The sequence below is a fragment of the Mesorhizobium sp. WSM4887 genome (assembly GCF_029625865.1).
In the GTDB taxonomy this organism is placed as follows: Bacteria; Pseudomonadota; Alphaproteobacteria; order Rhizobiales; family Rhizobiaceae; genus Mesorhizobium.
Genome location: NZ_JARTVP010000004.1, coordinates 448,355 through 472,885 on the forward strand (window position 1 = coordinate 448,355; position 24,531 = coordinate 472,885).

General features: G+C 64.2%; 24 protein-coding genes and 1 pseudogene. 6 read left to right on the forward strand and 19 right to left on the reverse strand.

Features of this window, described 5'->3' with window-relative positions:
- Positions 1 to 903 (reverse strand): S1C family serine protease, encoded by a 903-nt coding sequence (locus P9230_RS19160; protein ID WP_278120435.1) that lies wholly within the window; start codon positions 901 to 903, stop codon positions 1 to 3.
- Between the two features lie 211 nt (positions 904 to 1,114).
- On the opposite strand from P9230_RS19160, the gene yghU reads away from it, so the two are divergent.
- Positions 1,115 to 1,984: a glutathione-dependent disulfide-bond oxidoreductase gene (gene yghU / locus P9230_RS19165; protein WP_095801381.1), complete on the forward strand. Its 870-nt coding sequence runs from the start codon at positions 1,115 to 1,117 to the stop codon at positions 1,982 to 1,984.
- 164 nt (positions 1,985 to 2,148) lie between these two features.
- Here the strand turns inward: yghU and P9230_RS19170 are convergent, their stop codons facing one another.
- The gene (locus P9230_RS19170; RefSeq protein ID WP_127240615.1) at positions 2,149 to 2,694 is read right to left on the reverse strand and encodes a YbhB/YbcL family Raf kinase inhibitor-like protein; all 546 of its coding nucleotides are present in this window, start codon (positions 2,692 to 2,694) and stop codon (positions 2,149 to 2,151) included.
- A gap of 363 nt (positions 2,695 to 3,057) precedes the next feature.
- Between P9230_RS19170 and P9230_RS19175 the strand changes: the two genes are divergently transcribed.
- Positions 3,058 to 3,411 carry a hypothetical protein gene (locus P9230_RS19175; protein WP_095824669.1) on the forward strand — a complete coding sequence of 118 codons (354 nt, stop codon included), beginning with the start codon at positions 3,058 to 3,060 and terminating at the stop codon, positions 3,409 to 3,411.
- A 241-nt stretch (positions 3,412 to 3,652) separates the two neighbouring features.
- On the opposite strand, the gene P9230_RS19180 is transcribed toward P9230_RS19175, so the two are convergent.
- The gene (locus tag P9230_RS19180; protein WP_278120437.1) at positions 3,653 to 4,882 is read right to left on the reverse strand and encodes a PLP-dependent aminotransferase family protein; all 1,230 of its coding nucleotides are present in this window, start codon (positions 4,880 to 4,882) and stop codon (positions 3,653 to 3,655) included.
- Between the two features lie 328 nt (positions 4,883 to 5,210).
- Between P9230_RS19180 and P9230_RS19185 the strand changes: the two genes are divergently transcribed.
- Positions 5,211 to 5,525, forward strand: a complete 315-nt coding sequence (locus P9230_RS19185) for a GYD domain-containing protein (RefSeq protein ID WP_095801384.1) — start codon at positions 5,211 to 5,213, stop codon at positions 5,523 to 5,525.
- A gap of 235 nt (positions 5,526 to 5,760) precedes the next feature.
- Here the strand turns inward: P9230_RS19185 and P9230_RS19190 are convergent, their stop codons facing one another.
- The 7 genes from P9230_RS19190 to P9230_RS19220 form a co-directional block, all read right to left on the reverse strand.
- Positions 5,761 to 5,916: a DUF1127 domain-containing protein gene (locus P9230_RS19190; RefSeq protein WP_095801385.1), complete on the reverse strand. Its 156-nt coding sequence runs from the start codon at positions 5,914 to 5,916 to the stop codon at positions 5,761 to 5,763.
- Between the two features lie 398 nt (positions 5,917 to 6,314).
- Positions 6,315 to 7,562: an amidohydrolase family protein gene (locus P9230_RS19195; protein WP_127246776.1), complete on the reverse strand. Its 1,248-nt coding sequence runs from the start codon at positions 7,560 to 7,562 to the stop codon at positions 6,315 to 6,317.
- A 355-nt stretch (positions 7,563 to 7,917) separates the two neighbouring features.
- Positions 7,918 to 8,373: a GFA family protein gene (locus P9230_RS19200; RefSeq protein WP_067322530.1), complete on the reverse strand. Its 456-nt coding sequence runs from the start codon at positions 8,371 to 8,373 to the stop codon at positions 7,918 to 7,920.
- Positions 8,374 to 8,458: 85 nt separating this feature from the next.
- Positions 8,459 to 9,010: an isochorismatase family protein gene (locus P9230_RS19205; RefSeq protein ID WP_127246774.1), complete on the reverse strand. Its 552-nt coding sequence runs from the start codon at positions 9,008 to 9,010 to the stop codon at positions 8,459 to 8,461.
- 89 nt (positions 9,011 to 9,099) lie between these two features.
- Positions 9,100 to 11,112, reverse strand: a complete 2,013-nt coding sequence (locus P9230_RS19210) for an amidase (RefSeq protein WP_278120440.1) — start codon at positions 11,110 to 11,112, stop codon at positions 9,100 to 9,102.
- Between the two features lie 248 nt (positions 11,113 to 11,360).
- Entirely contained in the window at positions 11,361 to 12,161 is an 801-nt protein-coding gene (locus tag P9230_RS19215; RefSeq protein ID WP_278120443.1) for a hypothetical protein, read from the reverse strand.
- A gap of 23 nt (positions 12,162 to 12,184) precedes the next feature.
- Positions 12,185 to 13,675 carry a WD40 repeat domain-containing protein gene (locus tag P9230_RS19220; protein WP_278120445.1) on the reverse strand — a complete coding sequence of 497 codons (1,491 nt, stop codon included), beginning with the start codon at positions 13,673 to 13,675 and terminating at the stop codon, positions 12,185 to 12,187.
- Between the two features lie 347 nt (positions 13,676 to 14,022).
- Between P9230_RS19220 and P9230_RS19225 the strand changes: the two are divergent.
- From P9230_RS19225 to P9230_RS19235, 3 genes and pseudogenes are all read left to right on the forward strand, one after another.
- Positions 14,023 to 14,085 (forward strand): annotated as a pseudogene (locus tag P9230_RS19225) (putative RiPP precursor); the annotation flags it as partial.
- 70 nt (positions 14,086 to 14,155) lie between these two features.
- Positions 14,156 to 14,251, forward strand: coding sequence for a putative RiPP precursor (locus P9230_RS19230; protein WP_278120447.1), 96 nt, complete (start codon positions 14,156 to 14,158; stop codon positions 14,249 to 14,251).
- 59 nt (positions 14,252 to 14,310) lie between these two features.
- Positions 14,311 to 14,400, forward strand: coding sequence for a lasso RiPP family leader peptide-containing protein (locus P9230_RS19235; RefSeq protein WP_164746769.1), 90 nt, complete (start codon positions 14,311 to 14,313; stop codon positions 14,398 to 14,400).
- A gap of 151 nt (positions 14,401 to 14,551) precedes the next feature.
- Here P9230_RS19235 and P9230_RS19240 read toward each other — a convergent pair whose 3' ends face one another.
- From P9230_RS19240 to P9230_RS19280, 9 genes are all read right to left on the reverse strand, one after another.
- Entirely contained in the window at positions 14,552 to 15,742 is a 1,191-nt protein-coding gene (locus P9230_RS19240) for a hypothetical protein (protein ID WP_278120449.1), read from the reverse strand.
- A 162-nt stretch (positions 15,743 to 15,904) separates the two neighbouring features.
- The gene (locus P9230_RS19245) at positions 15,905 to 16,681 is read right to left on the reverse strand and encodes an exodeoxyribonuclease III (protein WP_278120505.1); all 777 of its coding nucleotides are present in this window, start codon (positions 16,679 to 16,681) and stop codon (positions 15,905 to 15,907) included.
- Positions 16,682 to 16,845: 164 nt separating this feature from the next.
- Positions 16,846 to 17,496, reverse strand: coding sequence for an alpha/beta family hydrolase (locus tag P9230_RS19250; RefSeq protein ID WP_278120451.1), 651 nt, complete (start codon positions 17,494 to 17,496; stop codon positions 16,846 to 16,848).
- Positions 17,497 to 17,529: 33 nt separating this feature from the next.
- Positions 17,530 to 18,642, reverse strand: coding sequence for a tetratricopeptide repeat protein (locus P9230_RS19255; RefSeq protein ID WP_278120453.1), 1,113 nt, complete (start codon positions 18,640 to 18,642; stop codon positions 17,530 to 17,532).
- An 11-nt stretch (positions 18,643 to 18,653) separates the two neighbouring features.
- Positions 18,654 to 19,565 (reverse strand): Ku protein, encoded by a 912-nt coding sequence (locus P9230_RS19260; protein ID WP_095801394.1) that lies wholly within the window; start codon positions 19,563 to 19,565, stop codon positions 18,654 to 18,656.
- A 292-nt stretch (positions 19,566 to 19,857) separates the two neighbouring features.
- The gene (gene ligD / locus P9230_RS19265; RefSeq protein WP_278120455.1) at positions 19,858 to 22,329 is read right to left on the reverse strand and encodes a DNA ligase D; all 2,472 of its coding nucleotides are present in this window, start codon (positions 22,327 to 22,329) and stop codon (positions 19,858 to 19,860) included.
- A 239-nt stretch (positions 22,330 to 22,568) separates the two neighbouring features.
- The gene (locus P9230_RS19270; RefSeq protein WP_067322499.1) at positions 22,569 to 22,793 is read right to left on the reverse strand and encodes a hypothetical protein; all 225 of its coding nucleotides are present in this window, start codon (positions 22,791 to 22,793) and stop codon (positions 22,569 to 22,571) included.
- A gap of 145 nt (positions 22,794 to 22,938) precedes the next feature.
- Positions 22,939 to 23,286, reverse strand: a complete 348-nt coding sequence (locus P9230_RS19275; RefSeq protein WP_278120458.1) for an ADP-ribosylation/crystallin J1 — start codon at positions 23,284 to 23,286, stop codon at positions 22,939 to 22,941.
- A gap of 302 nt (positions 23,287 to 23,588) precedes the next feature.
- Positions 23,589 to 24,467 carry an IS1 family transposase gene (locus tag P9230_RS19280; RefSeq protein WP_278120459.1) on the reverse strand — a complete coding sequence of 293 codons (879 nt, stop codon included), beginning with the start codon at positions 24,465 to 24,467 and terminating at the stop codon, positions 23,589 to 23,591.
- Positions 24,468 to 24,531 lie beyond the last annotated feature (64 nt).

Genomic DNA, 24,531 nt, shown 5'->3' on the forward strand with positions numbered 1-24,531 from the left:
TTACTGCAGCTGCGGCTTCTTGAGGAAGGAGTTGCGGTCGGCCGATTTTACGCGAAGCCAGGTCTCACGGCCGTCGCGCACGACGCGCAACGGAATTTCCGCGCCGGCCGGGTTTTGCCAGAGTTTTCGATAGAAGTCGGCGAGACCGTCAACCTCGCCGTCGCGCACGTCGGAGATGATGTCGCCTTGGCGAAGGCCAGCCTTTGCCGCGGGACCACCTTCGGCGACGCTCATCACCACCACCATGCCGTTCGACTCCGCCGAGAAGGCGCCGAGCCACGGGCGCGGCGGCTTGGCGACCTGGCCGCGCTTGATCAGATCGTCGAGGATCGGCGTCAGGAGGTCGATCGGCACGATCATGTTGATGTCGGCAACCTCGCCGGCGCGGCTCATCTGCAGGCGCAGCGAGCCGACGCCGAGCAGCTTGCCGTCACGGTCGAACAGCGCAGCACCACCCCACGACGGATGCGCCGGCGCGGTGAAGATCGCCTCGTCGATGAGATATTCCCAATAGCCGGCGAATTCCTGCTTGGTGACGATGTGGGCGTCGACCTGCTGGCCGATGCCGTCGGCAAGCGTCACGGCGTCGCCGATATTGGCCTTCCTGGCATTGCCGAACTTGACTGCCGGCAGCCCGAGCGGCGCCAGCGCCTGCACCAGGCCGAAGCCGGTCTCCTGGTCATAGGCCAGCGCATGCGCCGCAACCACGCGGCCGTCCTGGTCGGTCAGCCAGACCTCCTCGGCCTCGGTGATGAGATAGCCGATGGTGAGAACCAGCCCGCTGTCGCGGATCACCACGCCGCTGCCCTCACGGCGCGTGCCCAGCGCATTGGCGGTGAAGGCGTCGTCCGGAACCGTGGCGCGCACGGCCACGACGGAGCGCGAGATTTTTTCGATGGTCATCGTCGATCCTGAATTGCGGGTCTTTTTCTATAAGTATGGCCAAAGGGACGCGGTGCAAGGGCATCTGTCCCTGACGGAAAAGGCGGGGCGCTGCTGGCCCAAGCATTAGTTCAACGAAATTTGAACTTTTTTCTTTGACGCCCGCGCAACCGCACCTAAATCTTGCGCCAACGAACCCCGCATCCGCCCACCAGCAACAAGGCCTCCCGAGATGAACCAGTACAACCCGCCGAAAGTCTGGACCTGGAACAAGCCGAATGGCGGCACCTTCGCCTCCATCAACCGGCCAGTTGCCGGGCCGACGCATGAGAAGGAATTGCCTGTCGGCAAGCATCCGCTGCAGCTCTATTCGCTGGCCACGCCCAACGGCCAGAAGGTGACGATCATGCTGGAGGAGTTGCTGGCGCGCGGCCACAAGGGCGCCGAATACGACGCCTGGCTGATCCGCATCAATGACGGCGACCAGTTCGGCTCGGGCTTCGTCGAGGTCAACCCGAACTCCAAGATCCCGGCGCTGATGGACCGCAGCGAGCCGAAGCCGGTGCGCGTGTTCGAGTCGGGCTCGATCCTCACCTATCTGGCGGAAAAATTCGGCGAGTTTCTGCCGACGGAGCGTGCAGCGAGGGCCGAAACCTTCTCGTGGCTGTTCTGGCAGATGGGCTCGGCGCCCTATCTCGGCGGCGGCTTCGGGCATTTTTACGCCTATGCGCCGGAGAAGATCGAATACGCCATCGACCGCTTCGCCATGGAAACCAAGCGGCAGATGGACGTGCTGGATCGGCGGCTGGCCGAAAGCGAGTATCTCGCCGGGCCGGATTACACCATCGCCGACATGGCGGTCTGGCCCTGGTATGGCGGGCTCGCCAAAGGCCGCAGCTACAACGATGCCGCGCAGTTCCTCGCCGTGCATGAATATAAGCACGTGCAGCGCTGGGCCGATGCGATCGACGCCAGGCCGGCGGTAAGGCGCGGCCGCATGGTCAACCGCATCTCCGGCGATCCGGCCTATCAGTTGCACGAGCGCCACGACGCCAGCGATTTCGAGACGAAGACGCAGGACAGGTTGCAAGCGGCGGAGTGAGCTGCTGATCTCCCCTTGCGGGGGAGATGTCGCCGAAGGCGACAGAGAGGGTCGGCGCGCATGATGCGCCAACTTGCCCTCTTATTGTTCTTCGGGCGTCGGCGCTACGCGCATCGACCCGCTTTGGCCTGCCGGCCATCTCCCCCCTCGAGGGGGGAGATCAGCTACCTCCCGTAGGTATACGTCACACTGGCCTCCGCCAGCGCCTGGCTCTTCGCCGCGACCGACACCATTTCGGGCGACGGATTTTCCGGCGTGCGCAGCTTCGCCTCACTCAGCGCATAGAGCGTGAAGACATAGTGGTGCGTGCCGCTGCCGGGCGGCGGACATGGGCCGAAATAGCCGGTGCGACCGACGCCGCCCATGCCGGACACCGTGCCCTTCGGCAGGCGCTTGCCGCCTTTGGAGCTGGCGCCTTCGGCGAGGCCCTTGGCGCTTGCCGGGATGTTCCAGGCAAGCCAATGCCAGAACCCCTTGCCGTCGTTGGCGTCGGGATCGAACATGGTGAGCGCGTAGCTCCTGGTGCCCGCCGGCGGGTCCTTCCAGGCAAGCGCGATCGAGACGCTCTTGCCGCCGCATCCGGGCTTGTCGCCGAGATATTTTGCGTCCCACTTGTCGTTGGAAACCGACGGGCTGGAGATCTCGAAGGCGGATGCCTGAGTGGCGAAGGCAGCGAAGGCAAGTCCAATCAGGCTGAGGCGCGAAGTCATGGCTTCACTCCTTCTACTTGGATTGCCCAAAGTCTATCCGAAAGGCGCGCCGGAGCCGAGCAACTTTGCGTGACGGGTCGGCAGGCGCTGGAGCTGCCGATCTCCCTTACAAGGAGAGGATCCGGAGCACTGCGGATGACCAGTGTCACGCGCGGCGATGCGTGTATACTATCCCCCCTCTCGCCAACCCGGGCGACACGATTTGTCCTTGCCGGCCCTTCCTGAAAGTGCCGCCACCCGATCTCGCTGTTGGCTCAGAAAAACAGAGCTATGCGGTTCTTCACGAATTTTTTCAGCCGGAACATCCCCTGGAAAGCTCCGTTGGAAACTTAGTCAACGATGCAAACCAATGGAGATTTCCTGATGATGAAGAAGATTCTCGCAGCTTCCGTTCTTACCCTGGCGCTCGCGACCTCGGGCGCCATGGCTCAGACAGCCGGCGCGAGCGGCGACGCCAGCGGCAGCGTTTCGGGCGGCGTCTCGGGCACGACTGGCGGCGCCTCGGGCAGTGCGACGGGCGGTGCCACGGTCACCACGCCGACAACCCCTGGCACGGATACGACCACCACGAATTCCACGAATTCCATGAATTCCACGAATTCGACGAACCAGCCGGCCGGCATGCAGGATCGCTGCAAGGATACGGGCGCCAACGATACCGACAACAACACGGCCAGCGGCAATACGACCTCGAACATGCAGAACTGCAACAAGTAGGGCGGTTTCGATTCGCGCCGGATCGCCGACACAAAAAAGCCCCGCCGGTGGAAGCCGTCGGGGCCCTTTCGTTGAGGCCTTGAAGGTGGGACTTCGCTGCCTGCCGATCCAGGGGGTGTTGGATCGGCCGCGACCCTAGCCGAAGAATCGGCGGGGCTATAATCACGGCTGCGCACTACCAATCACGCCTGCGCGAGAAGGAGGTGATAGCCGGCTGTCGATCTCTCTTTGAGGAAATTGGCTACCTCAGCAGCTTCGCCAATCGCGGCACGCCCTCGCCCACCGCGCGGTCGTCGGCCAGCGTGAAGGACATGCGCAGCGTGTTGCGGCCAGTGCCGTCGGCATAAAAGGCGTTGCCCGGCACGAAGGCGACGCGCGCCTCTTTTACCGAACGCGCCAGCAACGCGGTGGCGTCAGTGCCTTCGGGCAGCGTCAGCCAGACGAACATGCCGCCTTCCGGCCGGCTCCAGGAAATGCCGTCCGGCATGTTTTCCTCGAGCGCGCCGAGCAGCGCGTCGCGGCGACGGCGATAGGCACCGATCAGCTTCTCCACCTGGGCGTCGAAGATGGTCTCGGCAACGCGATGCATGACCATCTGGTTGATCGACGGGCTGTGCAGATCGGAGGCCTGTTTCATCAGCACCAGCTTTTCCACCACATGGCGCGGCGCGCAGACCCAGCCGACGCGCATGCCTGGCGACAGGATCTTGGAGAAGGAGCCGCAAAAGAGCGTGCGGGCATTGTCGATGCCGCCCGAGCGGGCACAATCCAGCGCCAGGATCGGCGGCACCGCCTCGCCGTCATACCGCAGCGCCCGATAGGCGGCGTCCTCGATGACGGCGATGTCGAGCTCGCCGGCGAGGTCGAGCACCGCCTCGCGCTGCTTGCTATCCAGCGTGTTGCCAGTCGGGTTGGCGAAATCCGGCACCAGATAGGCGAATTTCACCTTGCCGCCGTTGCCCGCGGCTGCCGCGCGATAGGCCTCCGGCGTCATGTTGCCGCCGGCAATGTTCAGCCGGTCGTAACGCGGCTCGTAGGCGTTGAAGGCCTGCAGCGCGCCGAGATAGGTCGGCCAGGTGACCAGCGCGGTATCGCCCGGCGACAGAAACAGCTTGCCAAGATAGTCGAGCGCCTGCTGCGAGCCGGAGGTGATGAAGATGTTGCCCTCGTCGCATCGGATGCCGAGCCTGCCCATATAGCCGGCCAGCCATTTGCGCAGCGGCAGAAAACCTTCGCTGACCTGGTATTGCAGCGCGGCCCCCGCTTCCGCGCCGCCGAGCACGGCCTGATAGGCGTCGCCGATGGCCTCGGCCGGAAACAGCGAGGCATCGGGAATACCGCCGGCGAACGAGATGATGTCGGGCTGATCAAGCAGTTTGAGGAGCTCGCGGATTTCCGAGGCCTTCATGCGCGAGGAGCGCGAGGCCAGAAGATTCAACAGGGTCAAAGCGCACCTCCCGCAGTGCTTCATTTCAGTAATTTAGGTCAGGTTGGTTGACCTATTATCAGGCCACGTCCGTCGCGTGAATACACAAAACGGCCATGGCGCATCGCTCTGACGACATTTGGCCCACGTATCCTGATGGAGATATCAGGCACGACGGCGGTCCGCTCATCGCGGGATTGTCGCAATATTAGAATGGGCGCATATTGTCGCAAGCCGAAGCCGTGCTCCGGCTGAACCGCCTGTTGGCCAAAATGCCCAGGCGGTCCGTGACCAGGTCAAATGTCAGTGAAACAAACCTCGGCTGCTCAACCCAATGAGCAGCCTGAGGCAATGATATTTGGAGGAGATAGCAATGAAGGTCACCATACTGGCAAAGTACGAACCCCATGCGGCCAAAGGGCTGATGCAGGGATCGAACCGCGAAGCTGCAGTCCAGGCGGTCTTTGAAAGCGTCGGTGGCAGGATGAGCAGCCTTATGTTCACGCGCGGCATTTACGACGTCGTCGTCAATGGCGAGGTGCCGGATCAGGTCGCCGGGATGGGCATGGCCCTTGCCGTGCGCGCGAGCGGCTCGTTGAGCGAGCTGGTCGTCCTCGAAGAACTCGACATGAAAGCGGTGCTCGCGGTCGCCAACAAGGCTGCCGGCGCCTACAAGCCCGCCGGCTGACCGTCCGGCCAGGCAGCACGGACGGCGCGTTCGTCGTCCCGTGCTGCCAGCATCACGTCACCGCAGGCCGAGGCTTTGCTTCGACGCATGCCCTTATCCCAAAAAACCGCTCCGCACTCTTGGGCGACAGGCATTAGGACGTTTCACCGTTTCACGGAAACGGCGAAATGTCCTATCTCTTTGTTTTGACGCAATTTTGGACGGAAAACCGCTTCACACTTTTCCTGAAATTGCTCTAGAAAGGCAATCGAATCTCGTCGTCCCGGGCGGAATCGGGCCATCCGATGTCCTTACGGATCTCCGGCGGCAGTTCGTTCAGCTCGCGCGTCGTCCTGCGGCGCCTGCTCGCCTGCGCGAACGCGGCGCGGATTCGGTTAAGGCTCTTAAACATCGCAACCTCCACAAAGCAGCGGCAGAGTTGGCGGCCGCCCTCCGGGCGCCGCTTTTGAGGTGCGTCTGTAACCAGGCGATTGCGCGCAGACGGTGAAATGCTTCACGAAGCCGAAGCGGCCTGAAACATTTGTGTGCGAATTAAATTGGGTTTCGACGTCGCGGCACTAGAGGCGAGCGCCAACAGGCGGCGCTGCCGGCAATAACGGGCGCACAATTACTGATTGCCTTGTCCGTCAAGATAGGCGTCAGGTGTTAGTCCGTAGCGCCGGAAGGAAATTGCTGCGCGGTCTGCGCCGAGAGCCGGCCTTTGCGGACGAACGTCGGCTTCGAATATTCTTTCTTCATGGCGAAATCTCCCCTGCCTCGCCGGAAAAATGCGGTACGGCTATCGGACTGTCAAGCAGATCGCAGGCCGGTGGATCGCAGCCCGGTGAGGCCGGCCCGATCGACCACCTTCCCGTCCCTGACCACTTCCCTGCCCGCGCGATACACGGTCCGCTCCTTCGGCACCGCCACGACCGCTTCCGGCACATGCTCGGCCCTGAGCGCGACGAAATCGGCCTTGGCGCCGACGGCGATGCCATAGCCTTCGAGCCCTAGCGCCCTGGCGCCGGCATGGCTCACCACGTCGTAGGCGGCTTCCAACTCGCAATCCTCGTAGAAGCCGGAGCGGTAGCCGATCATGTTGGCGCGGTTCAGCATGTCGCCATCGCCGTAGGGCCACCAGGAATCGCGGATGTTGTCGGAGCCGGCAAAGACCGTGACGCCCGCCTTGCGCAATGCCGCCACCGGCGGGAAAGGATGGTTGCCGGGCGCGTTGGTCATGATGGCGACGCCGGAGGCGGCGAGCAGCTCGCCGGCTTTGGCCAGCGCGTCGGCGGAAATGTCGCCCAGCGCATAGGCGTGGCTGACAGCGACTTTGCCTTGCATGCCCAGTGCCGTGCTCCGCGCGGCGATGTCCTCGATCTCGAACAGGCCGAGGGTGCCGCCGTCATGCAGGTGGATATCGATTCCGGCGCCGTGTTTTTCGGCAAGGCCGAAGACGACGTCGAGATGGCTCTTCACATCGCGGTCGAAGCTTGCCGGGTCCAGCCCGCCGATCAGATCGCAGCCGAGCTTCAAAGCCTCGTCCAGAAGCTCGGCGGTGCCGGGCGACGACTGGATGCCGCTTTGCGGGAAGGCGACGAGCTGGATGTCGATCAGCTCGCGATATTTTTCGCGCACGGCAAGGATCGTCTCGACATGTTTCAGCCCGACCGCGGCGTCGACCATGACATGGCTGCGCATCGCAAGGCTGCCATTGCCAACGCAAAGCTCGAGCTGGTTTTTCGCGCGCTCGTCCATCGGCGCGGCCTGCTCGAGGTTCCGCATCTGGAAGGCGACCCGCTCGCGCACGTCGAAGCCGTTGGTGCAGGGAATGTGCGGGCGCCAGACATCGCCATAGAAGGAGGTGTCGAGATGGATGTGGCCCTCGATGAAGGCCGGCAGCACGAGCTGGCCGGCGAGGTCGACGGCGCCTGGCGGCGCGCCGGCGGCATTGGCGGCGGGCGTGATGGCGCTGAAGCGGCCGCCGGCGACGGTGAGGTCGGCCAGGGAGCCGTCGGCGAGTTTTGCGTTGAGAAAGCGGGGCAAGATGCAATCCATCAGCAATGATGCATCAGTCGTCGTCCCTCGGCAGGCAGAGGTCAATGCGGATCGGGATAGAAAGTGTTTCGCCGAAGTTCTCTGTCACCCGCGGTTGGCAGATCGCGCGCCCGATCGCCTGCGCCGCCGTTAACCTTAATTCCAAGCGGCGGTGGGGAAGTCCCTGTCGCCTGCCTATTCCGCTATCGCGGAAGTTTCGGCACGAGAAAAACATGCCATAGTCCAGGCTGCGGTACGAGGCCGCCTTGGTCGACGCGGACGCCCAAGCACATCCCCAACAATGTCGCCCCCAACGGCCGCGTCGACCTTGTACTGAACGGCGATCTGACCCGGGTCGCCGTTTTGTTTTTGGCCATCAGGCCTGGGACTTGGCGTATTCCGCGACCAGCCCGTCATATTCCTCGAAGGCCGGCAAGGCCGCGTAGCTGTGCAGGGCGGGCGTCTCGGCCCAGGGCAGCTTCTCGCTGGTCCAGGTCTCGACGAAAGGCGTGAACCAGGCGGGGTCGTCCAGCATGGTCGGGCGCAGGTTGACGAACCAGTCGAGCCCCTCCGGCCGGGTGAACATCCAGCTCATGCAGTAGCCGCAGAAATAGTGCTTCGAAGCGCCGCGCAGGCCGCCGATCACCGGCTCGCCCTTGGTGATCTCGAAGCCATCCGCGGGAATGGCGGCGCTCAGCGAATAAGCGCTCGACGACATCTTCTGGCAGCCGGTGCAATGGCAGGCCATGGTGAGCAGCGGCTTGGCGGAGATCCTGAGGCGCACGCGGCCGCAGCGGCAGCCACCTTCGGCAGGCAGGGAGGGAATTGGCATGAGCGCTCCTTGGTTGGTTTTCCCTTCTCATCCGTCGCCTTCGGCGACACGTTCTTCCCACAAGGAAGAAGGAGGAGCCAAGCCCTCAGCCCCCAATCAGCGCCGCGGTCGTCGTCAGCCGCGCGCCCTGCTCGGCGAAGGCTTTGTTGTGCCGGACGATGATGTCGGGCGCTTTCTCCTCCTCGGAATCGAGCGTCGAATGCGCATCCGAAACGACGGTGACGCCGAGGCCCTGGGCAAGAGCGCCTTTCACCGTGGCGGCAACGCAGAAATCGCTCTGGGCGCCGATGAGCACCACGTCGCGAACGCCCTGCCCCGCGACCCACTGCCCGAGATCGGCGTTGGAGAAGGCATTGCCGACGCTCTTGCCGAAGGTCGGTTCGCCGGCCGCCTGGCCGAGCTGCGGCCATACCGGCCAGCCGGAAGCGCCCGGTGCCAGCGGATCCCCCGCCGGCCCGTCATGACGCACGAAGGCCACCTTGCGGCCGGTTTTGCGCGCCCAATCGATCAATTTTCGCGCGCGCTCGGCAATGACGTCGGCATCATGGATCGGCGGATCGAAACGGCCGTCGAACATGCCGGTCTGGAGGTCGATGACGATCAGCGGAGCGGCGGCCGAGGGAGCGGTGTCTGGCATGGGCGCGAAGATAGCGGAGGTGGGGGGTGGGTCAAGGACCGCGACGAGCGTGGTCCCCCTGGTGTGGGGAGATCGGCGATTTCGGCGCCTCAGCCAATCCCGCCCGTCACCACATAAGCGCCGACGCTCCGCCCGTCCGCCAGGCTCACGATCGCCGTGACGATCGAGCCGTAAGCGCCGCGCCAGACGCTGTGAAAGCCCTCGTGTGTCGAAGCCGGCACGACGATCCGGCCGGTGTGGCGGTTGCCGCTTCCCCGCATGGTGACCGGTTCGCCGTTGACGTGGACTTTCACGGCTGCCGTATCCAGTCCTGCGTCGTCTGCATCGATCTCGAGTGTGATCGCGATTTCGTCGCTGTCGCCGGCATGGATCGTCTCGGCGCTCAGCGCCAGAGCAAGCGGCGCGTCGCCAGCACCCGCCGCTCCCCTGCCCGCTGCAAACACATCATCCGCCAGCGGCGGCGTGCGTGGCGGGAGGGTGCGGCGCTTGGTGGCGCGCTCGTAGCCGCCGGCCATCATCAGCAGCGCCACGTCGTCATAGGCCTTGCCGGCGAAGGTGAGGCCGACCGGCATGCCGATATCGGCCATGGTGCCCATCGGCACCGTCACCGTCGGGATGCCGAGATGCCGCCAGACCAGATTGCCGTTAGCGACCCAGGTGCCGTTGCGCCAGGCAAGATCGGCGGAGGCCTCGTTGACATCCGCATCGGCCGGGCCGACATCGGCGACGGCCGGCAGCACCACGGCGTCGAGGCGGTTGGCGTCGAGCCAGTCCTCGAAGTCGATGCGGCGCGTCTCTTCCAGCCCCTTCAGCCCGTCCACAATGGTGGGGATGGCCTCGAGCGGGCTCACCCCGTTCTTCGCCCGCTCGACATAGTCCGCCAGGTCGAAGCCGTCGTCGCCATAGCGGTCGGGCAGCGTACCCGGCGGCTGTGGAAAGATTTTCGGGCCATCGACCGAGGCGAGATCGGGAATCGCAGGATCAGCATTGGCGCGCAGGAAATCGTCCCACGACCAGATTGACAGGTCCCAGATCTCGCGGTTTGCAAATTCCTCCGGCACCAGGCCGCGATCAACCATGGAGCGCGCGCCCGGACGGTCGCGCTCATAGTTCGATACGACGGGGAAATCGACCTCGACCACCTCGGCGCCGAGCGCCTGCAGGTCATGCGCGGCCTGCCGCCAGAGCTCCAGCACCGAGGCGCGCGTCTCGATCGGCCGGCCGGCGCCGAGATCCTTGCCGATATACATTTTCGGCACGCCGAGCCGCTTGCCCTCAAGCGCGCCTTGCAGGGGAAGTCCGGTATAGCTCGTCGGCCTCAGCGCTGATGCCTTCGGGATCGAAACCCAGGGCTGCACGCGCCAGAAGTCGCCGCGCGTGTCATGATCGTCGGCGACGATGACGTCGAGCAGCTCCAGCATGTCCGGCACGCTCCGCGTATGCGGCACCACCACATCCATGGTCGGCACCAGCGGCCAGTTGCCGCGTACCGAGATCACGCCGCGCGACGGCGTGTAGGCGACCAGCGCGTTGTTGGAGGCGGGCGCGCGGCCGGACGACCAGGTTTCTTCGCCGAGCCCGAAGGCGGCGAAGGACGCGGTCGTCGCCGTCCCCGAGCCGTTCGACGAGCCGGAGGCGAAGGCGGCGGTGAGATAATCCTTGTTGTAGGGGCTCTCGGCGCGACCATAGACGCCGCGCTGCATGCCGCCATTGGCCATCGGCGGCATGTTGGTGAGGCCGATGAGCACCGCGCCCGCGGCGCGCAGCCGGGCAATCGTGAAGGCGTCCTCGCTGGCGATCAGATGCTCGAAGGCCGGCGAGCCGGCCGCGACCGTCAGGCCTTTCACCTTGTAGCTGTCCTTGGCGGTGTAGGGGATGCCGTCCAGCGGTCCAAGCGTTTTGCCCGCGCGGCGTCGGCGGTCGGAAGCTGCCGCCTCCTCGAACACCTTTGGATTGAGGATGGGCACGGCGTTCAGCGCTATGCCGTGGCGGTCGTAATGGGCGATGCGCCGCAGGTACGCGCCGGTGAGCTCGACGCTTGTGACTGTGCCGTCTTCCAGCGCGCGGCGCAGGTCGGCGATCGAGGCTTCGACTATATTCATGGCTTGGCGAACCTCTTGTCAGCAATCACTCGTCCGGCGAAGGTTGGCTCGAAATTCGTAAGCCGCGATCCGTCACACCCCCCTCTGCCCTGCCGGGCATCTCCCCCGCAAGGAGGGAGATTGGATGTCGCGCAAGCTTTTGCCAAACCGCCGACGTTGCAGGGAGGGCGCCGTAGCCGATCTGCTGATCTCCCCAAAGGTCGGGGACATGGCCGGCAAGCCAGAGGCGGCGCTGTCCTGCAGACAATTCAGACGATCGAACAGGTGCTAGTTCGGTGTTTTGACTTGCGTTCGATCCACCAGTCGTTCTGCCAATCTTCATAGCCGAGAAGCGAGCCCTCCATCCGCTCGAGAGCTTCGTTCCAGCCGGTTTTGGCGAACACTTTCAATAACAGCAGAAACGCGTCTATCCGCCACTCCTCCCCGGGGAGTGAGAAGAAGGCGCGCCGCCACCCTTGGAAGTCGGGGAAACGGGCGTGCTCGGCTTCGGTAAAGGGAGTATCGATGACATGACGCACCAACCGGCCCGAGCGCACAAACGGGTCGAGGCGAGCCAACGTTTCCGACAGCCATTCCGCCGGATAAGCGTCATGGAAGACTGCCAGCGGCTTGCGACCTTCCAGCATCAGCGGCAGCTCGAAATTCGTATGAACGAGATACGGGACCTCACGGATTGGATGCCAGGACTCGATGCGGTTGAGCCTTCGATCAAGCTCGCGAGGTGGAATGCATATCGCGCCAAGTCGCTCGAGGTCGTCCGGGTCCAAATGCCATGAACCGGATAGCTGTGGACTGTCGCACGCCAGAACCGCGCGAAGCTCTTCCAGGTCTGAGACGCGAATTCGGGCTTCGGCGACCGCCGAACCGGTCGCAGGATCGATCTCCTGCAGGACAAAATAGATGGATTCGGCAGTGTTGCTCACATGGTGACGATGGCTGCTTGGACAATACTTGTACAGGCTTTCTTCAGACAGGCCACATTCCTTCGCTTGCCCCTCTGCCCTGTTGGGCATCTCCCCCGCAAAGGGGGGAGATTGGATGTCGCCCAAGCTGTCGCCAGTCTCCTACTTTGCTACTGCGGCGCCCCGGCGAACAGCACCGTGCCCTCCCCTCCTGCCGCCGGCCAGTTGCGGATGGTGCGGTCGATGCCGCCGGTCAAAAGCGTGCCGGCGGCGGCGAAGGCGACCGAGTAGATGGGCCCGGTGCCGGGGTCGAACTCGGCGATCTCGGCGCCCGTATCCATATTCCAGATCCGCGCCGTGCCGTCGAGCGAGGCGGAGCCGAGCCGTTTGCCGTCGGCCGATAAGGCGAGCGCATAGACGGTGCCGGAGTGGCCGTCGAAGCGGCGCACCTCCTTGAAGGTGTCGAGGTCCCAGAGTTTTATCGTGTAGTCGCCACTGCCGGTCACCGCATGGTGGCCGTCGGCCAGGAAGAGCGCGCCATAGGCGCCGCGATCGTGGCCGTGCCAGCTGCGCAGCTGCTTGCCCGCAGGGATGTCCCAGAGCTTCAGTTCGCCGTCGATGCTGCCGGTGAGCGCCCTGGCGCCATCTGGCGAGATGGCGACGGAACTCACCGACCAATCGTGGCCCGGCAGGACATGCAGCACCGTGCCTTTCTGCAAATCCCAGACGACGACGGAACCGGTGTCGTGGCCGCTGACGGCGAGCTTGCCGTCGGGGCTGATCTTCAGTTGCCGGACGCCGCCGTTCGCTCCGGACGAGAAGACATGCAGCACTGTGCCATCGGAAAGCTGGCGCAGCACGATCTCGCCGTCGTCGCCGGCGGTGAGCGCGCTTCTGCCGTCGGGCATGAAGAGCGCGCTGCGCGCCATGTCCTTGTGGACGCCGAGGTCGCGGATCAGCCGCTTGCCGTCGATATCCCAGAGCTTGATCATGCGATCGGTGCTGGCGCTCATGATCTGGTGGCCGTCGGCCGACACCGCCAGCCAGACGACGGCATCGCGGTGGCCTTCCGGCGCGGTCGGCTGGGCTGGGGGCGGTGGCCGAGGCGGCGCCAGCGTCTGCGGCGGCGTGGCCGGCGCCAGCGCGGTCTGCCGGGCCGGCGTGGTTGCAGGCTGCGCCGGTGCGGCGGGCTGCGGCGGAGCGGCCGCCGGCTCGGACGATGCGGCCGTGGGCGCCGGCGCGACAGGCGCAGAGGCCGGCTCGGTCCCAGGCTCTGCCGGAGCGAAGGCGACTTCCCTGGCCGGCGCGGCCGCATCGCCCCCTGTTTCCCGCCACCGGCCGAACTGGTCGGCGAGGATGACGACAAGGGCAATGAGCGGCACGGCAAGCGCGATGCGGCGCAGCCGCGGACGCCCGGCCGGCACGGTCGCAGCGTCGCGGCCGAACAGCGGCGCCGAAGGCTCATGCCTTGGCGCGCCCGGCAGCAGGCCGGCAAGGAACGAAAGCCCGGCGAGAATCGAAAGCATGCCCGCCGCGCCGAAGATCCCGGCGCTCGTCGTGGCCGGGGGCTTGCCCCCCAGCGCCAGATAAAGCTTGGCGAAGCAAGCGAAGCCGACGACGAGCATCGCCAGCGCCAACAGCCTGTCGGTCGATCTTTTCATCGGCATCCCCCAGGCGCCTCCACTCCAACTGGCGGAAGGCGCATCGGCCATTCTAGCCGAGCTTTTCGCCGAGGCTAAGTGCAAGAGATCACACGAAGAAAGGTAAACGTGCTTTGGCGCGGCGTGACTTCTTCAATCCCGCCGCCGGCCGAATTTCGGCTTTACTCAGCCGGCCGGCCAATATCCCGATGCTCAGAACCGAAGCGTGATGTCTTTCGCTCCATAAACAAGCGGCACGTGAGCAGAAAGCCACACTCCCCAAGAATAACAAGCTCGACTACCCGCGCTGGTTGACAGCAAACGCTCTTATGACATTATCCGCCCGGGATTTTCAGGAGAGCCACAGCATGAAGAAGATTTACGAGAAGCCTTGCCTGGTAAAGAGAGGTCGGCTTTCGGCAGTTACTGCGCAGTTGGCACCATCGACAGAGGTGCCGCCACCGGCCTAAACGATTTTGAGACAGCAATAAGGGGGAAATCATGAAGAAGACCTATGAGAAGCCGAGCCTTGTCCGCAAAGGCAAGCTGTCGGCGACCGTCGCAGGCGGTATTTCGCTCGTCAACGGTTCGACCTGAATGGACCATTGATTAGCGTACCGATAGAGGGCACGCCCTAAAGGCGCGTGATCATTCCCGTGAAGAAAACCTATGAGAAACCAAGGCTGGTCAAGAAGGGCAGGCTTTCGGCAGTCACCGCCAACGGCGCCACTTCGCTCACCTTCTGACCATTACAGCGCGTTGCACCGAAATTCAGGCAACGCGCTGCAATTCCTTGTTTTAATGCACTTCTTCTCCCGAAGCTGCGGCATCCTCTGGGCGACATAGTTCGTCTTTGACATATCCCATTCGTAAGCCGCCGCGCTTCGGCGACATGCATCAGAGCGCCAGCACGAGATCATCCAACACCATCTGCCAGTGATGTTTGGTCGACAGACGCACGCGCGTCACCGCCTTCAGCATCGGCGCGTATTGAACCGGCGCCAGCGCCGACAGCGTGACCTCGTCGCGCGCGATCAACTCGTCCCCCAGCCAGCTTTCGACCAGCGCGCTCTCCCCTTCCGAGCGCAGCCATGCGGCGCTCAGCATCACCGAATGGAAGCCGAAAGGCGCCGCACGGCCGAACTCTGCCGGATGGCCGCTGCTGGTATAGGCGATATAGGCGCCCGAGACGTTGCCGTTGACGTAGCCTTCGCTGTTCCTGGTGTGGTCACGCGACATGGCGTTGAGATTGTACCAGTCGAGTCCGGCGTACCCGGAAGGAATCTTGCTCAGGCCGCGCGTGGTGATGTCGTCGAAGCCGATGGTGCTGAGCGCCGCATCGGGCTGAAGCGCCCCGGACGCAAGTAAGCCGAGGTCGGCCGGATAGGCCGACAGCGCGAGGCGCCGGTCGAACCCGCCGCCGGCGATCGCGACCTGATCGGCCTCGGCGGCGAGCGGGAAGCCGAAGGTGGTGGCCGCGCCGAGCGGGTGGCTTTCGAGCAGCTGGCCCTTGCCCATCACGGATAGGGTTGCGGTGGCCGCGGCCGGCGTCCTGCCGCTCACCATGCGCGCAGGGGTAAGGCCGACGGGCCTTGGCAGGCCCTCTCCGGCCAAACCGACAAGCGAGCCGGGCGCATCCGTCACGCGCACAGACTGGTTCTCGTTGGCGCCGCTGGCGCGCCAGCCGGGCGGCACGGAGACTGAAAAGCGAAAGGTTCCAGGCGAGCGGATCACGCCGCTGCGCCGCTTCGACGACATCGGGAAGTTGGCAAAACCGGCAGCGTTGCTTCGCGCCGCGACGATGAAGCGGCCGGACTCGTCGAACAGCCGCACCACGATGCCGGCAATCGGGCGGTCGGCCTGACCATAGGTTCCATCGCCGTCGACATCCATGAAGACGAAGGATGAGAAGTTCAGCTTGCCGGATGTCGGACCCCAGGCGGTGCGGGGTGCATAGTCGCCGGCCGGATTGGCACTGCCGCGCGCCCTGCGGCGCCTGCGCCGCCGGCGCAAAGCGAGCGCGATGAGGGCAATGGCGCCGGCGATGACAAGGACGGAGATGAAGAGAACGAGGGCGTTGTCAGCCACGGCGGGAGAGCGTTGGCTGGAGAAAAATACTCAAGCTGAAAAGCATAAGGTCCGCGTCCCCTCGTAGTCCTGCGAAAGCTAACGCGAGCCGTCGTTGCTGCACAGCCATTATTTGCGAGGGACAGCGCTGACGTAATCTTCTCCCTTTGTTGTGGAAGAAGGTCAGGTCGCCAACTCCACCCACACCGGCGCATGGTCGCTGGCATTTTCCTCGGCACGCACCTCCCGATCGATGCCCGCTCCTTTCAGCTTCCGCACCAGCTTCTTCGACAACAGAATGTGGTCGAGCCGTAAGCCGGCGTCTCGCGGCCAGCGGTTCCGGCGGTAGTCCCAGAACGTGTAGAGCTTCTCCTCCTTCGGAAAGACCTTGCGCAGCGCATCCGTCCAGCCCTGATCGATCAGCGCCGCAAAGGCGGCGCGGCTTTCAGGCTGCACCAGCGCGTTGTAGTCATAGGAGCGGGTGGCGTAGATGTCGCGCGGCTCGGGCACAATGTTGAAGTCGCCGGCAAGCACCACCGGCAGGCCGGTGTCGAACAATTCGCTCGCATGCGCCGCGAAGCGCTGGTGCCAGGCGAGCTTGTAGGTGAATTTCGGCCCGGGCTGCGGATTGCCGTTCGGCGCGTAGAGGCAGGCAATCACGATGCCGTTGACCGCCGCCTCGATGTAGCGCGCCTGGCGGTCGGCATCGTCGCCGGGCAGCGCGTCGCGTGTCAGCACCGGCTCGGCGCCGCGAGCCAGGATGGCGACGCCGTTCCAGGTCGGCTCGCCCTTCCACACCGCGCCATAACCGGCCTTCGCCAGCCGGGTCAGCGGAAACTGCGTGTCGCGGGATTTCAGTTCCTGCAGGCAGACGACGTCGGGCTTGGCTTTGACGAGCCAAGCCAAGAGGTTTTCCAGCCGGCTGTTGATGTTGTTGATGTTGAAGGTGGCGAGTTTCATTTGCCGAAGACGCCTCTTCATTCGTCATCCTCGGGCTTGACCCGAGGATTCATGCCGTGACCATCGCCGTGGAACTCTGCGGGGGAAAATTCTGAGCCGTTGCAATGCCTTAGCGTCACGGCATACTAGGGTCTGCGCCGCGTCGCTTCGCTCCTTGCTTCGCCCTAGGATGACGAAGCGAGAGGCGCCATCCGAGCTTTTATCGTCTCCGCCACCGTCTTCAGGTGATCCGCCACCGAAAAACCCGACACCGCCTTGCGGGGCTTGAGATCGTGGTCGCCGTCCTCCAGCCAGACCACCTCTATTGCCGCTGACAGCCCGTAGGTCGCGACCTCGTCCCTGGTGCCGAACTCGTCGCGCGTGCCCTGGAAGATCAGCGTCGGGGTCTTCAGGTCGGTGAGATGTTTTGTCCGCAGTTGCTCCGGCTTTCCCGGCGGATGGAAGGGGTAGCCCAGACAAACCAGGCCAGCGATCTCGCCCTTGGCAAACATCTCGTCGGCGACCATCGAGGCGACGCGCCCGCCCATCGACTTGCCGCCAATGATGAGCTTGCCGGTCAAGCCTTTGGCGCGCAGATCGCCGATCGCCTTGACATATTCCGGGTTCACCGTCTCGGCGCGCGGCGGCGGCTTGCGATAGCCAAAACGGCGCGCAGCCATGTAGTGGAACTCGAAGCGCGCGACGCGGAAACCGGCGGTGGCGAGAGCCTTCGCTGTCACGGCCATTGAGGCCGAGTCCATCGCCGCACCGGCGCCATGCGCGAGCAGGACGGTGACAGGGGCGGAGTCGGGGCCGTCGAAGAGGAAGTAGGTCATCGGGCGGGCTTCCTGGCAAGGCCGCACTCCGTCTCAAGCGCGAACATCTCGCTCACCGGCCATGTGCAAATCCACGAACTGGATCCCCTTCTGCGCCAGTCTTGCCCATTCGGACTCCGCGTCGAGCTCCAGATAGCGCGCCCACAGCCGGCGGGCTTCGGCCAGATTGCCGGCGTCGAACTCAAGCCGGGCTAGGTTAAACACCGGGTCGGCATAGGCCTTGTCGAGCGCCATCGCCTTCTGCAGGTGCCGCCGCGCCGACGCGACCTTGCCTTCGTCGCCCACCAAGCCGGCGAGGTTGAACCAGGCTTCGACGAAGCCGGGATCGAGCTTTATCGCGCGGGCATAATCATGCGCGGCTTCCGCTGCGCGGCCGGCGCCGCGCAGGCAGTTGGCGCGGTTGAAGGCGGCGATGGCATCTTTTGGATCGATCGCCATGCAGCGCTGGTAGAGCGCTGCGGCCTCGTCGTGCCGCCCCTCCTCTTCCGCGGCTTCCGCCTCGGCGAACAGCTGCTCCAGCGTGTCGTCTTCCGGTGAGCCGAGGTCGAAGAGAAGCTGGCCGTCGAGCTCGCTGCGGCCCTCGTCGAGATAGATCGCGTCCGGCCGGCCATGCTGCGAACCGAGATTGAGCGACTTGGCGGTGAGCGAGGCGACCGGGCCGGAGCGATGCACCGAGCGCGCGATCGCGCCCCATGTCGCGCCGCTGGCGATCAACCCGGCATATTTTCTGGCCAGGATCAGGTCGCGGAAGGAATAGGGTTCGCCGTCACGTTCGAAGGCGTCGAACAGCGACAGCATGTCGAGATCGCTGGCGGCAAGCCGCGACTGGTCGATCAGCGATTGCCGGGACAGCGACGACGCCTGAGGCGCCTTCAACAAGCCGAGCAAGCGCAGGAAGCCGTTTTCGCTGACCAATTCGCGCCCGGCTTCGCGCTCGGCCTGCACGCGGCGCTCGATGTCGCCATCGCCCGTTCTTGCCGTGGCCGCCTTGGCCAGCAGCGTGCGGCCGAACACGACATGGGTGGTGCGACGGGTGACGCCGCGCCTCAACTCGGCATGGCGGCGCTCGACCTCGCGCGCGGCGAGCCTGAGCGGAAACGCGGCCAGCGGGCCGACGGCGCCGAACACGGCGCCGGGGAGGATCACCGGCCCTCCCGTCACTTCTTGCTCTTGCCGGCGGCTTTCAACAGGTTCGCTTTCAGCGGGTTCTCAGGCGCGCCGCCGGCGGCGGCCGCCTTCTTGGCCGGCTTGGCCGGCGCCTCCTCGGCCTTGCTCTTCGACTTGGCCGGCGGCTTGGCCGACTGCGACAGGCTCGCTTTCAGCGCATCCATAAGGTTGATGACATTGCCGCGTTCGGGCGCCGCCGCGATGATCGGCTTGTGGCCTTTGAGCTTCTCGCGGATCATCCCCATCAGCGCCACTTCGTAGCGATCCTCGTAATTCTTCGGATCGAAATGAGTTTCCTTCTGCTTGATCAGCGCCTGGGCGAGATCGAGCATTTCCGGATCCGGCGTGCCGGCCGGGATGTTGCCGAAATATTCAGCCGTGCCGCGCACTTCGTTGGGGTTCCTCAAGGTGCAGACGAACATGCCGTTCTCGCGCGGGCCGATCGTCACCACGCGCTCGCGGCTGGAAAGGACCAGGCGGGCGATCGCCAGCTTGCCGGATCTGCGCATCGCTTCGCGCAGCACCGCGAAGGTCTCCTCGGCCATGGCGCCGTCCGGGGCAAGGTAATAGGGCGAGTCCTGGTAGATGACGTCGACCTCATTCTCGTCGACGAAGGCCTCGATGTTCATCGTGTGGTTGGATTCGATCCGGACCGCGTCGAGATCGGCATCATCGATGATGATGTACTGCTTGTCCTCATATTCGTAGCCCCGGACCAGGTCCGAGCGTTCGACCAGGCCGAGTTCGGGGTCGACCGGCTTCATGTTGATGCGGTTGTGGGTCTTCTTGTGCAGCTGGTTGAACGAGATGCGCTCGCTCGCGCTGGTGGCCGGATAAAGCCGGACCGGACAGCTGACGAGGCTGAGCTTGAGGTAACCTTTCCAACTTGCCCTGGGCGCCATGATGAACTCCTACGCGGCCATGCACTGACAGTTTTACTTTTTTTGGAAGCCTGATCTTTGCCGAAAACCGGTTTCCCACTTTTCGGGATCATGCTCCGGCGCTTCGTCCGAAGGACGGTTGGCGCTCCGGAAATGCTACACCGACCCTTGATGGTACATGCAAATTGCTGACGAAGTGTTCTTGGGCCGGTTGGCGCGGAGGATAATTCAAATTGTAGGAAGCGTCGATGGAGATGGAAACCGAACGCTGGCAGGACAGAGGGGGGTGTGACGGATCGCCAACGCCTGCGGTTTACTTTCCCTCAACCACCGGCAAATCCCTGGCGGCCTCGTCGATCTCCGCCCAGGGATCGCCCGAGGTCTCCAACAGTCCCGGCAGCGAGGCGTAGTTCAGATCCTCGGGCGCGTCGATAGCCTCCAGATCGGTCCAACTCATCGGGGTCGATGCCGGCAGGTTGGTGCGGGCGCGCAGCGAATAGGGAGCGGCGGAGGTGTGGCCGCGGGCGTTGCGGTGGAAGTCGATGAAAATGCGCTTCTTGCGGTTTTCCTTGCCCATGACGGTGACGAAAGTGTCGGGCGCGCTTGCCGCGAGCAAAGTGGAAATGGTGCTCGAGGCCTGGTGCAGTTTCTTCCAGTTCTGCTTGCGCGTCACCGGCACTGTGATGTGGATGCCCTTGCCGCCGGACGTCTTTGCAAACGGCACCAGGCCGAGGCTCTCCAGCCCGCCCTTGATGTGGACGGCCGCCTCGACCACCTCGCGCCAGGAAATCCCCTCGCCCGGGTCGAGGTCGAAGACGATCTGGTCGGGCCTGTCGAGCTTGGTGCGGTGCGTGCCCCAGGTGTGGAACTCGACGACGCCGAACTGCGCCAGTGCCAGATAGCCCTTGGCGTCCTCGACCGAGAGGTAGGTCTTGGTCTCGCCTTCCGAACTGACGCTCTCGAACACCGCCACCGAAGGCGGCATGCCGGTGAAGGCGTGGCGCTGGAAGAAGCAGTCCTGCGGCCGCCCCGTCGGGCAGCGCACCAGCGACACCGGGCGGCCGATGATGTGCGGCAGCATGAAATCGCCGACCAGCGCGTAATAGACGGCAATGTCGAGCTTGGTCGGCCCGGTCTTGCCGAACAGCCGCCGCTCCGGATTGGTGACCCAGATGGTGGCGAGGTCGGACTCGGCGATCAGCCGCTTGCGCTTGACCGCAACCGGCGTGGTCAGGCCGCCGACATCGCGCAGGCCGCGGAAGACGCCGTGGCGGATCGCATTGTCGGCGGTGCGGTTCGAATAACGGACGCGTGCCGACAGCAGCGGCTTCACCCAATGCATCTCGCGCATGATCTCGCGCGGCACGCCTTCGGGCGGCGTGGCGCCGGCGGTCAGCCGCTCCAGCCGGGTCAGCAGGTCGGTCGCCATGTCGCGGTCGAAGCCGGTGCCGACCTTGCCGCGATAGTGCAATTCGCCGTCGACGAACTCGGCCATGCCCAGCGCCGCAAGCCCTTCCGCCCGGTCGGAAACGGTGTAGCCGGCGATGACGAAATCATCCGTCTTTTGCGCCTTGACCTTGGTCCAGCTCTTGGTTCGGCCGCTCATGTAGATGGCATCGGCGCGCTTCGAGACGACGCCTTCCAGCCCAAGGTCCGAGGCCTGGTCGTAAAGCCCGCGGCCATCGCCCTCGACGTGGTCGCTGTACTGGATGGCGGAGTTTGCCGCCTGGCCGGCGAGCAGTTCGGCAAGCAGCGCCTTACGCTTCTGCAGCGGCGCCCTGCGCAGGTCCCAGCCATCGAGATGCAGGAGATCGAAGGCGTAGAAATGCAGCTTCGAGCCGGCGCCCTGGGCCAGCGCGTCCTGCAGCAGCGCGAAGCGCGAGATGCCCTTGTCGTCCAGCACCATGATCTCGCCGTCGATGATCGCCCGGCTGGCCGGCAGCCGCGAAAAAGCCTGCGGCAGGTCGCCGTAGCGCTTGGTCCAGTCGAGGCCGCCGCGGGTGATCAGCCGCACATTCCCGTCCACGACATGCGCCATGGTGCGGTAGCCGTCGAATTTGATCTCGTGCAGCCAGAGCGTGCCGGTGTCCTCGCCATCGGGCGGCTCGCTTACCTGCGCGGCGAGCTGCGGCTCGATGCGGCTTGGCGGGTCTGCCTTGACCGCGCCGGGCAGCGCGCCGGGTTTCAGCGAGCCAGGTTTCGGCGGCAGGCGCTGCGGCTTCTTCGGCGGCGCCGCCAGTTCCTCGATGCGCCGGCCCGACTTGACGCTTTCCGGCCGCGCTTCGAGAATGTCGAGCTCGGAGTCGGAGGCGAGATCGCGCTCCTTGAAAAGCAGCCAGTTCTTCTTGGGCTTGGGCTTCAGCCGGGTCAGCATCCAGCCGCCATTGAGCTTCTGGCCGGCGAGGCGGAACTTGAAGGCGCCGGTGCGCAGGCTCTTTTCGACATCCTCCATCGGCGCCCAGGTGCCGGTGTCCCAGACGATCATCGGCCCGCCGCCATACTCGCCCTCGGGGATGACGCCCTCGAAGTCGATATATTCGATCGGATGATCCTCGGTCTCGACCGCGAGGCGCTTGTCGGCCGGATTGAGCGAAGGCCCGCGCGGCACCGCCCAGCTCTTCAGCACGCCGCCGACTTCGAGGCGCAGATCGTAGTGATCGGCGGTGGCGTGGTGCTTGTGGATGACGAAGCGATTGCCGCTTTCGCCTGCCGTGCCGCCCGCCGGTTCTGGGGTGCGGGAGAATTCGCGCTTGGCGCGGTAGGTTTTGAGTTGGGGAGCTGGCATGGGTTAAGTGCCGAAGCGCGTAGCCGACAGTGGCAAGGGCCGCGATCCTTCGCGCCCCCGAGCCCGCGCGGTCGTCATCCTCGGGCTTGACCCGAGGATCCATGCCGTGACCTTTACCGCCGAGTGCAGCCGAGCAGAACTTGGACCGTCGTGACGCGTCCAGGTCACGGCATGGATCCCAGGGTCTCCGCGACGTCGCTTCGCTCCTGCTCCGCCCTGGGATGACGAAGGCACTCCACTCAATCGTCGGTCGCCGGCGTCAATTCCAGCTCGGCCGGCGTCAGACCCTGCCGCAGCTGGCTCAGCCGGAATTCGTCGACCCAATAGGCCTCGCCGTCGACCAGCACGCGGGCGCTGTAGGTGCCGCCGGAAAAGCTCTGCGCAGTGACGTAGACCTTGTGGCGGTCGAGCGCCTTCTTCACCGCGGCGCGGCGGGACTTTTCTCTGGCGACGGGACTGGCCATGGCTCACTCTGTAGACGCTGGCGCTGAACAGTCTCTAAGGATGAATGAGAGCGGGGGGCGAGTCAATTTGGCGGGGCGACGGGTAGTGTCTCAGTTTGAATTTTCGGAGCCATGGGACATCAGACTCCGCCGCAGTATGAAAGCCTCAGCGGAACTCTCTCACCACCTCGATAGGCCCGACGATAGCGGCGTTGAACGCATCAAGCTCTCCCGCAGGTATCCAGTATTCTCGTAGCGCCCGCCCACCTGCCTCCTGCACGTCGTATTGCTCCAGGAAGTCACGCCGCACCTCAAAGCGCGTGACGAAACCCGCCCCACTATGAGGCACGTTCCAATCGCGAGCGATCCTGATTGCGTAGTCTTCTGAAAGCACGGGATAGAAAATGGGCTGATCCGGCAGACGCGGTGGGAACGAACACATACCGCTTTCGCGGATAAGCGCGAGTTCGGCTGGGCCAACCGGCCGCCACAGTGTAATCGTGTCAGGCTTCATAGTGCGACTTTAGCCGGTGGCGTCTCACCTTTCCAGCGCCCACCGCGTTTGTGAGTTCACGACCTAGCGCACTTTCAGCGCATCGCCATCTTTGTAGATTAACGAGGCTTGACGATTGGTTGCCATGTGAGCGCGCGCGAACTTGCGACAACGCTCATCTGTGTTGATTTGGCGTTCAACCCAACGCCGCCAGTGAGGGTCTGACAAGGCGATGCGTTCCGCTTCGAGGAGGCTCGCGCCATTTTGGGAGCGAAGCTCCTTGATATGAACTATCCAACGATCTCGATCTGCCACGGACAATCTTACCGCTTCTTATAGGGGCCGCGCTTGCCCGGCTTCGGCGCTACAGCGTCCATCTTTTCGCAAAGGTTTTCCATAGACCAGAGCGTCTTGGACACGCCAGCGGCCATTGCAGGCGTCATCTTCAGCGCCTTGTGCATCTTTATGAAGTTGTACCAGACGGTGTAGATCGCGACCATGTGGACGTGGTTGTCGAACTTTTTTGAGAACGCATTGGTAAGGCGCGTGAAACGACGGTTTGCCATCCGCATGGTGAGATTGGCGCGCTCGATATGCGACGTGCTGACATGCACCGGATCGGGGTTGCCTTCGATCCGCGTCTTGGTCGCGCCAGTGCAGACGGCCGGGCTATAGCGGCGCTCCGGCGACTTGTTGCTTTCCGGCTCGCCATACTGCTTCACCAGCATGGCGTAATCGATGTCGGCTCCAAAGGCTTCCTCGACCGCATTGAGATAGGCGCGGTGGCCGTCTGTCGTAAGCTGGACGCGGTTGGCAAGACGGTCCTTCACGTCATCCATGAAGGCCAGTGCATATTCGCCGTCACGGCCGCCGACCAGCCAGGAAATGATAAGCTTGCTGTCGCTGTCCAAGGCGGTCCAGGTCCATACGTCGCCAGCGCCTTCGACCGGCTGCTTCATGGTCGAAACGTTCTTGGCCTTGGCACCGACAAACGACCAGATTTCATCGCACTGGACGCGCTTGGAAGTGACATTGCGGACTTCGCGATCGTGAAGGTCGGCACAGAACTTGCCGGCATCAACCAACAGCTTGGAAACCGTGTTGATTGACACGTCAGCAACGCGGGAAATCGACCGCATCGAAGAACCCTCGCAAAGCATCGTGAGGATTTGCACGCGGGTTTGGAGGGGCAGCTTGTTCATGCCCCTAATATGTGAACTTTTATGCTTAGTGTCAAGCATAGGTTTTCACATCAATCATTGATTC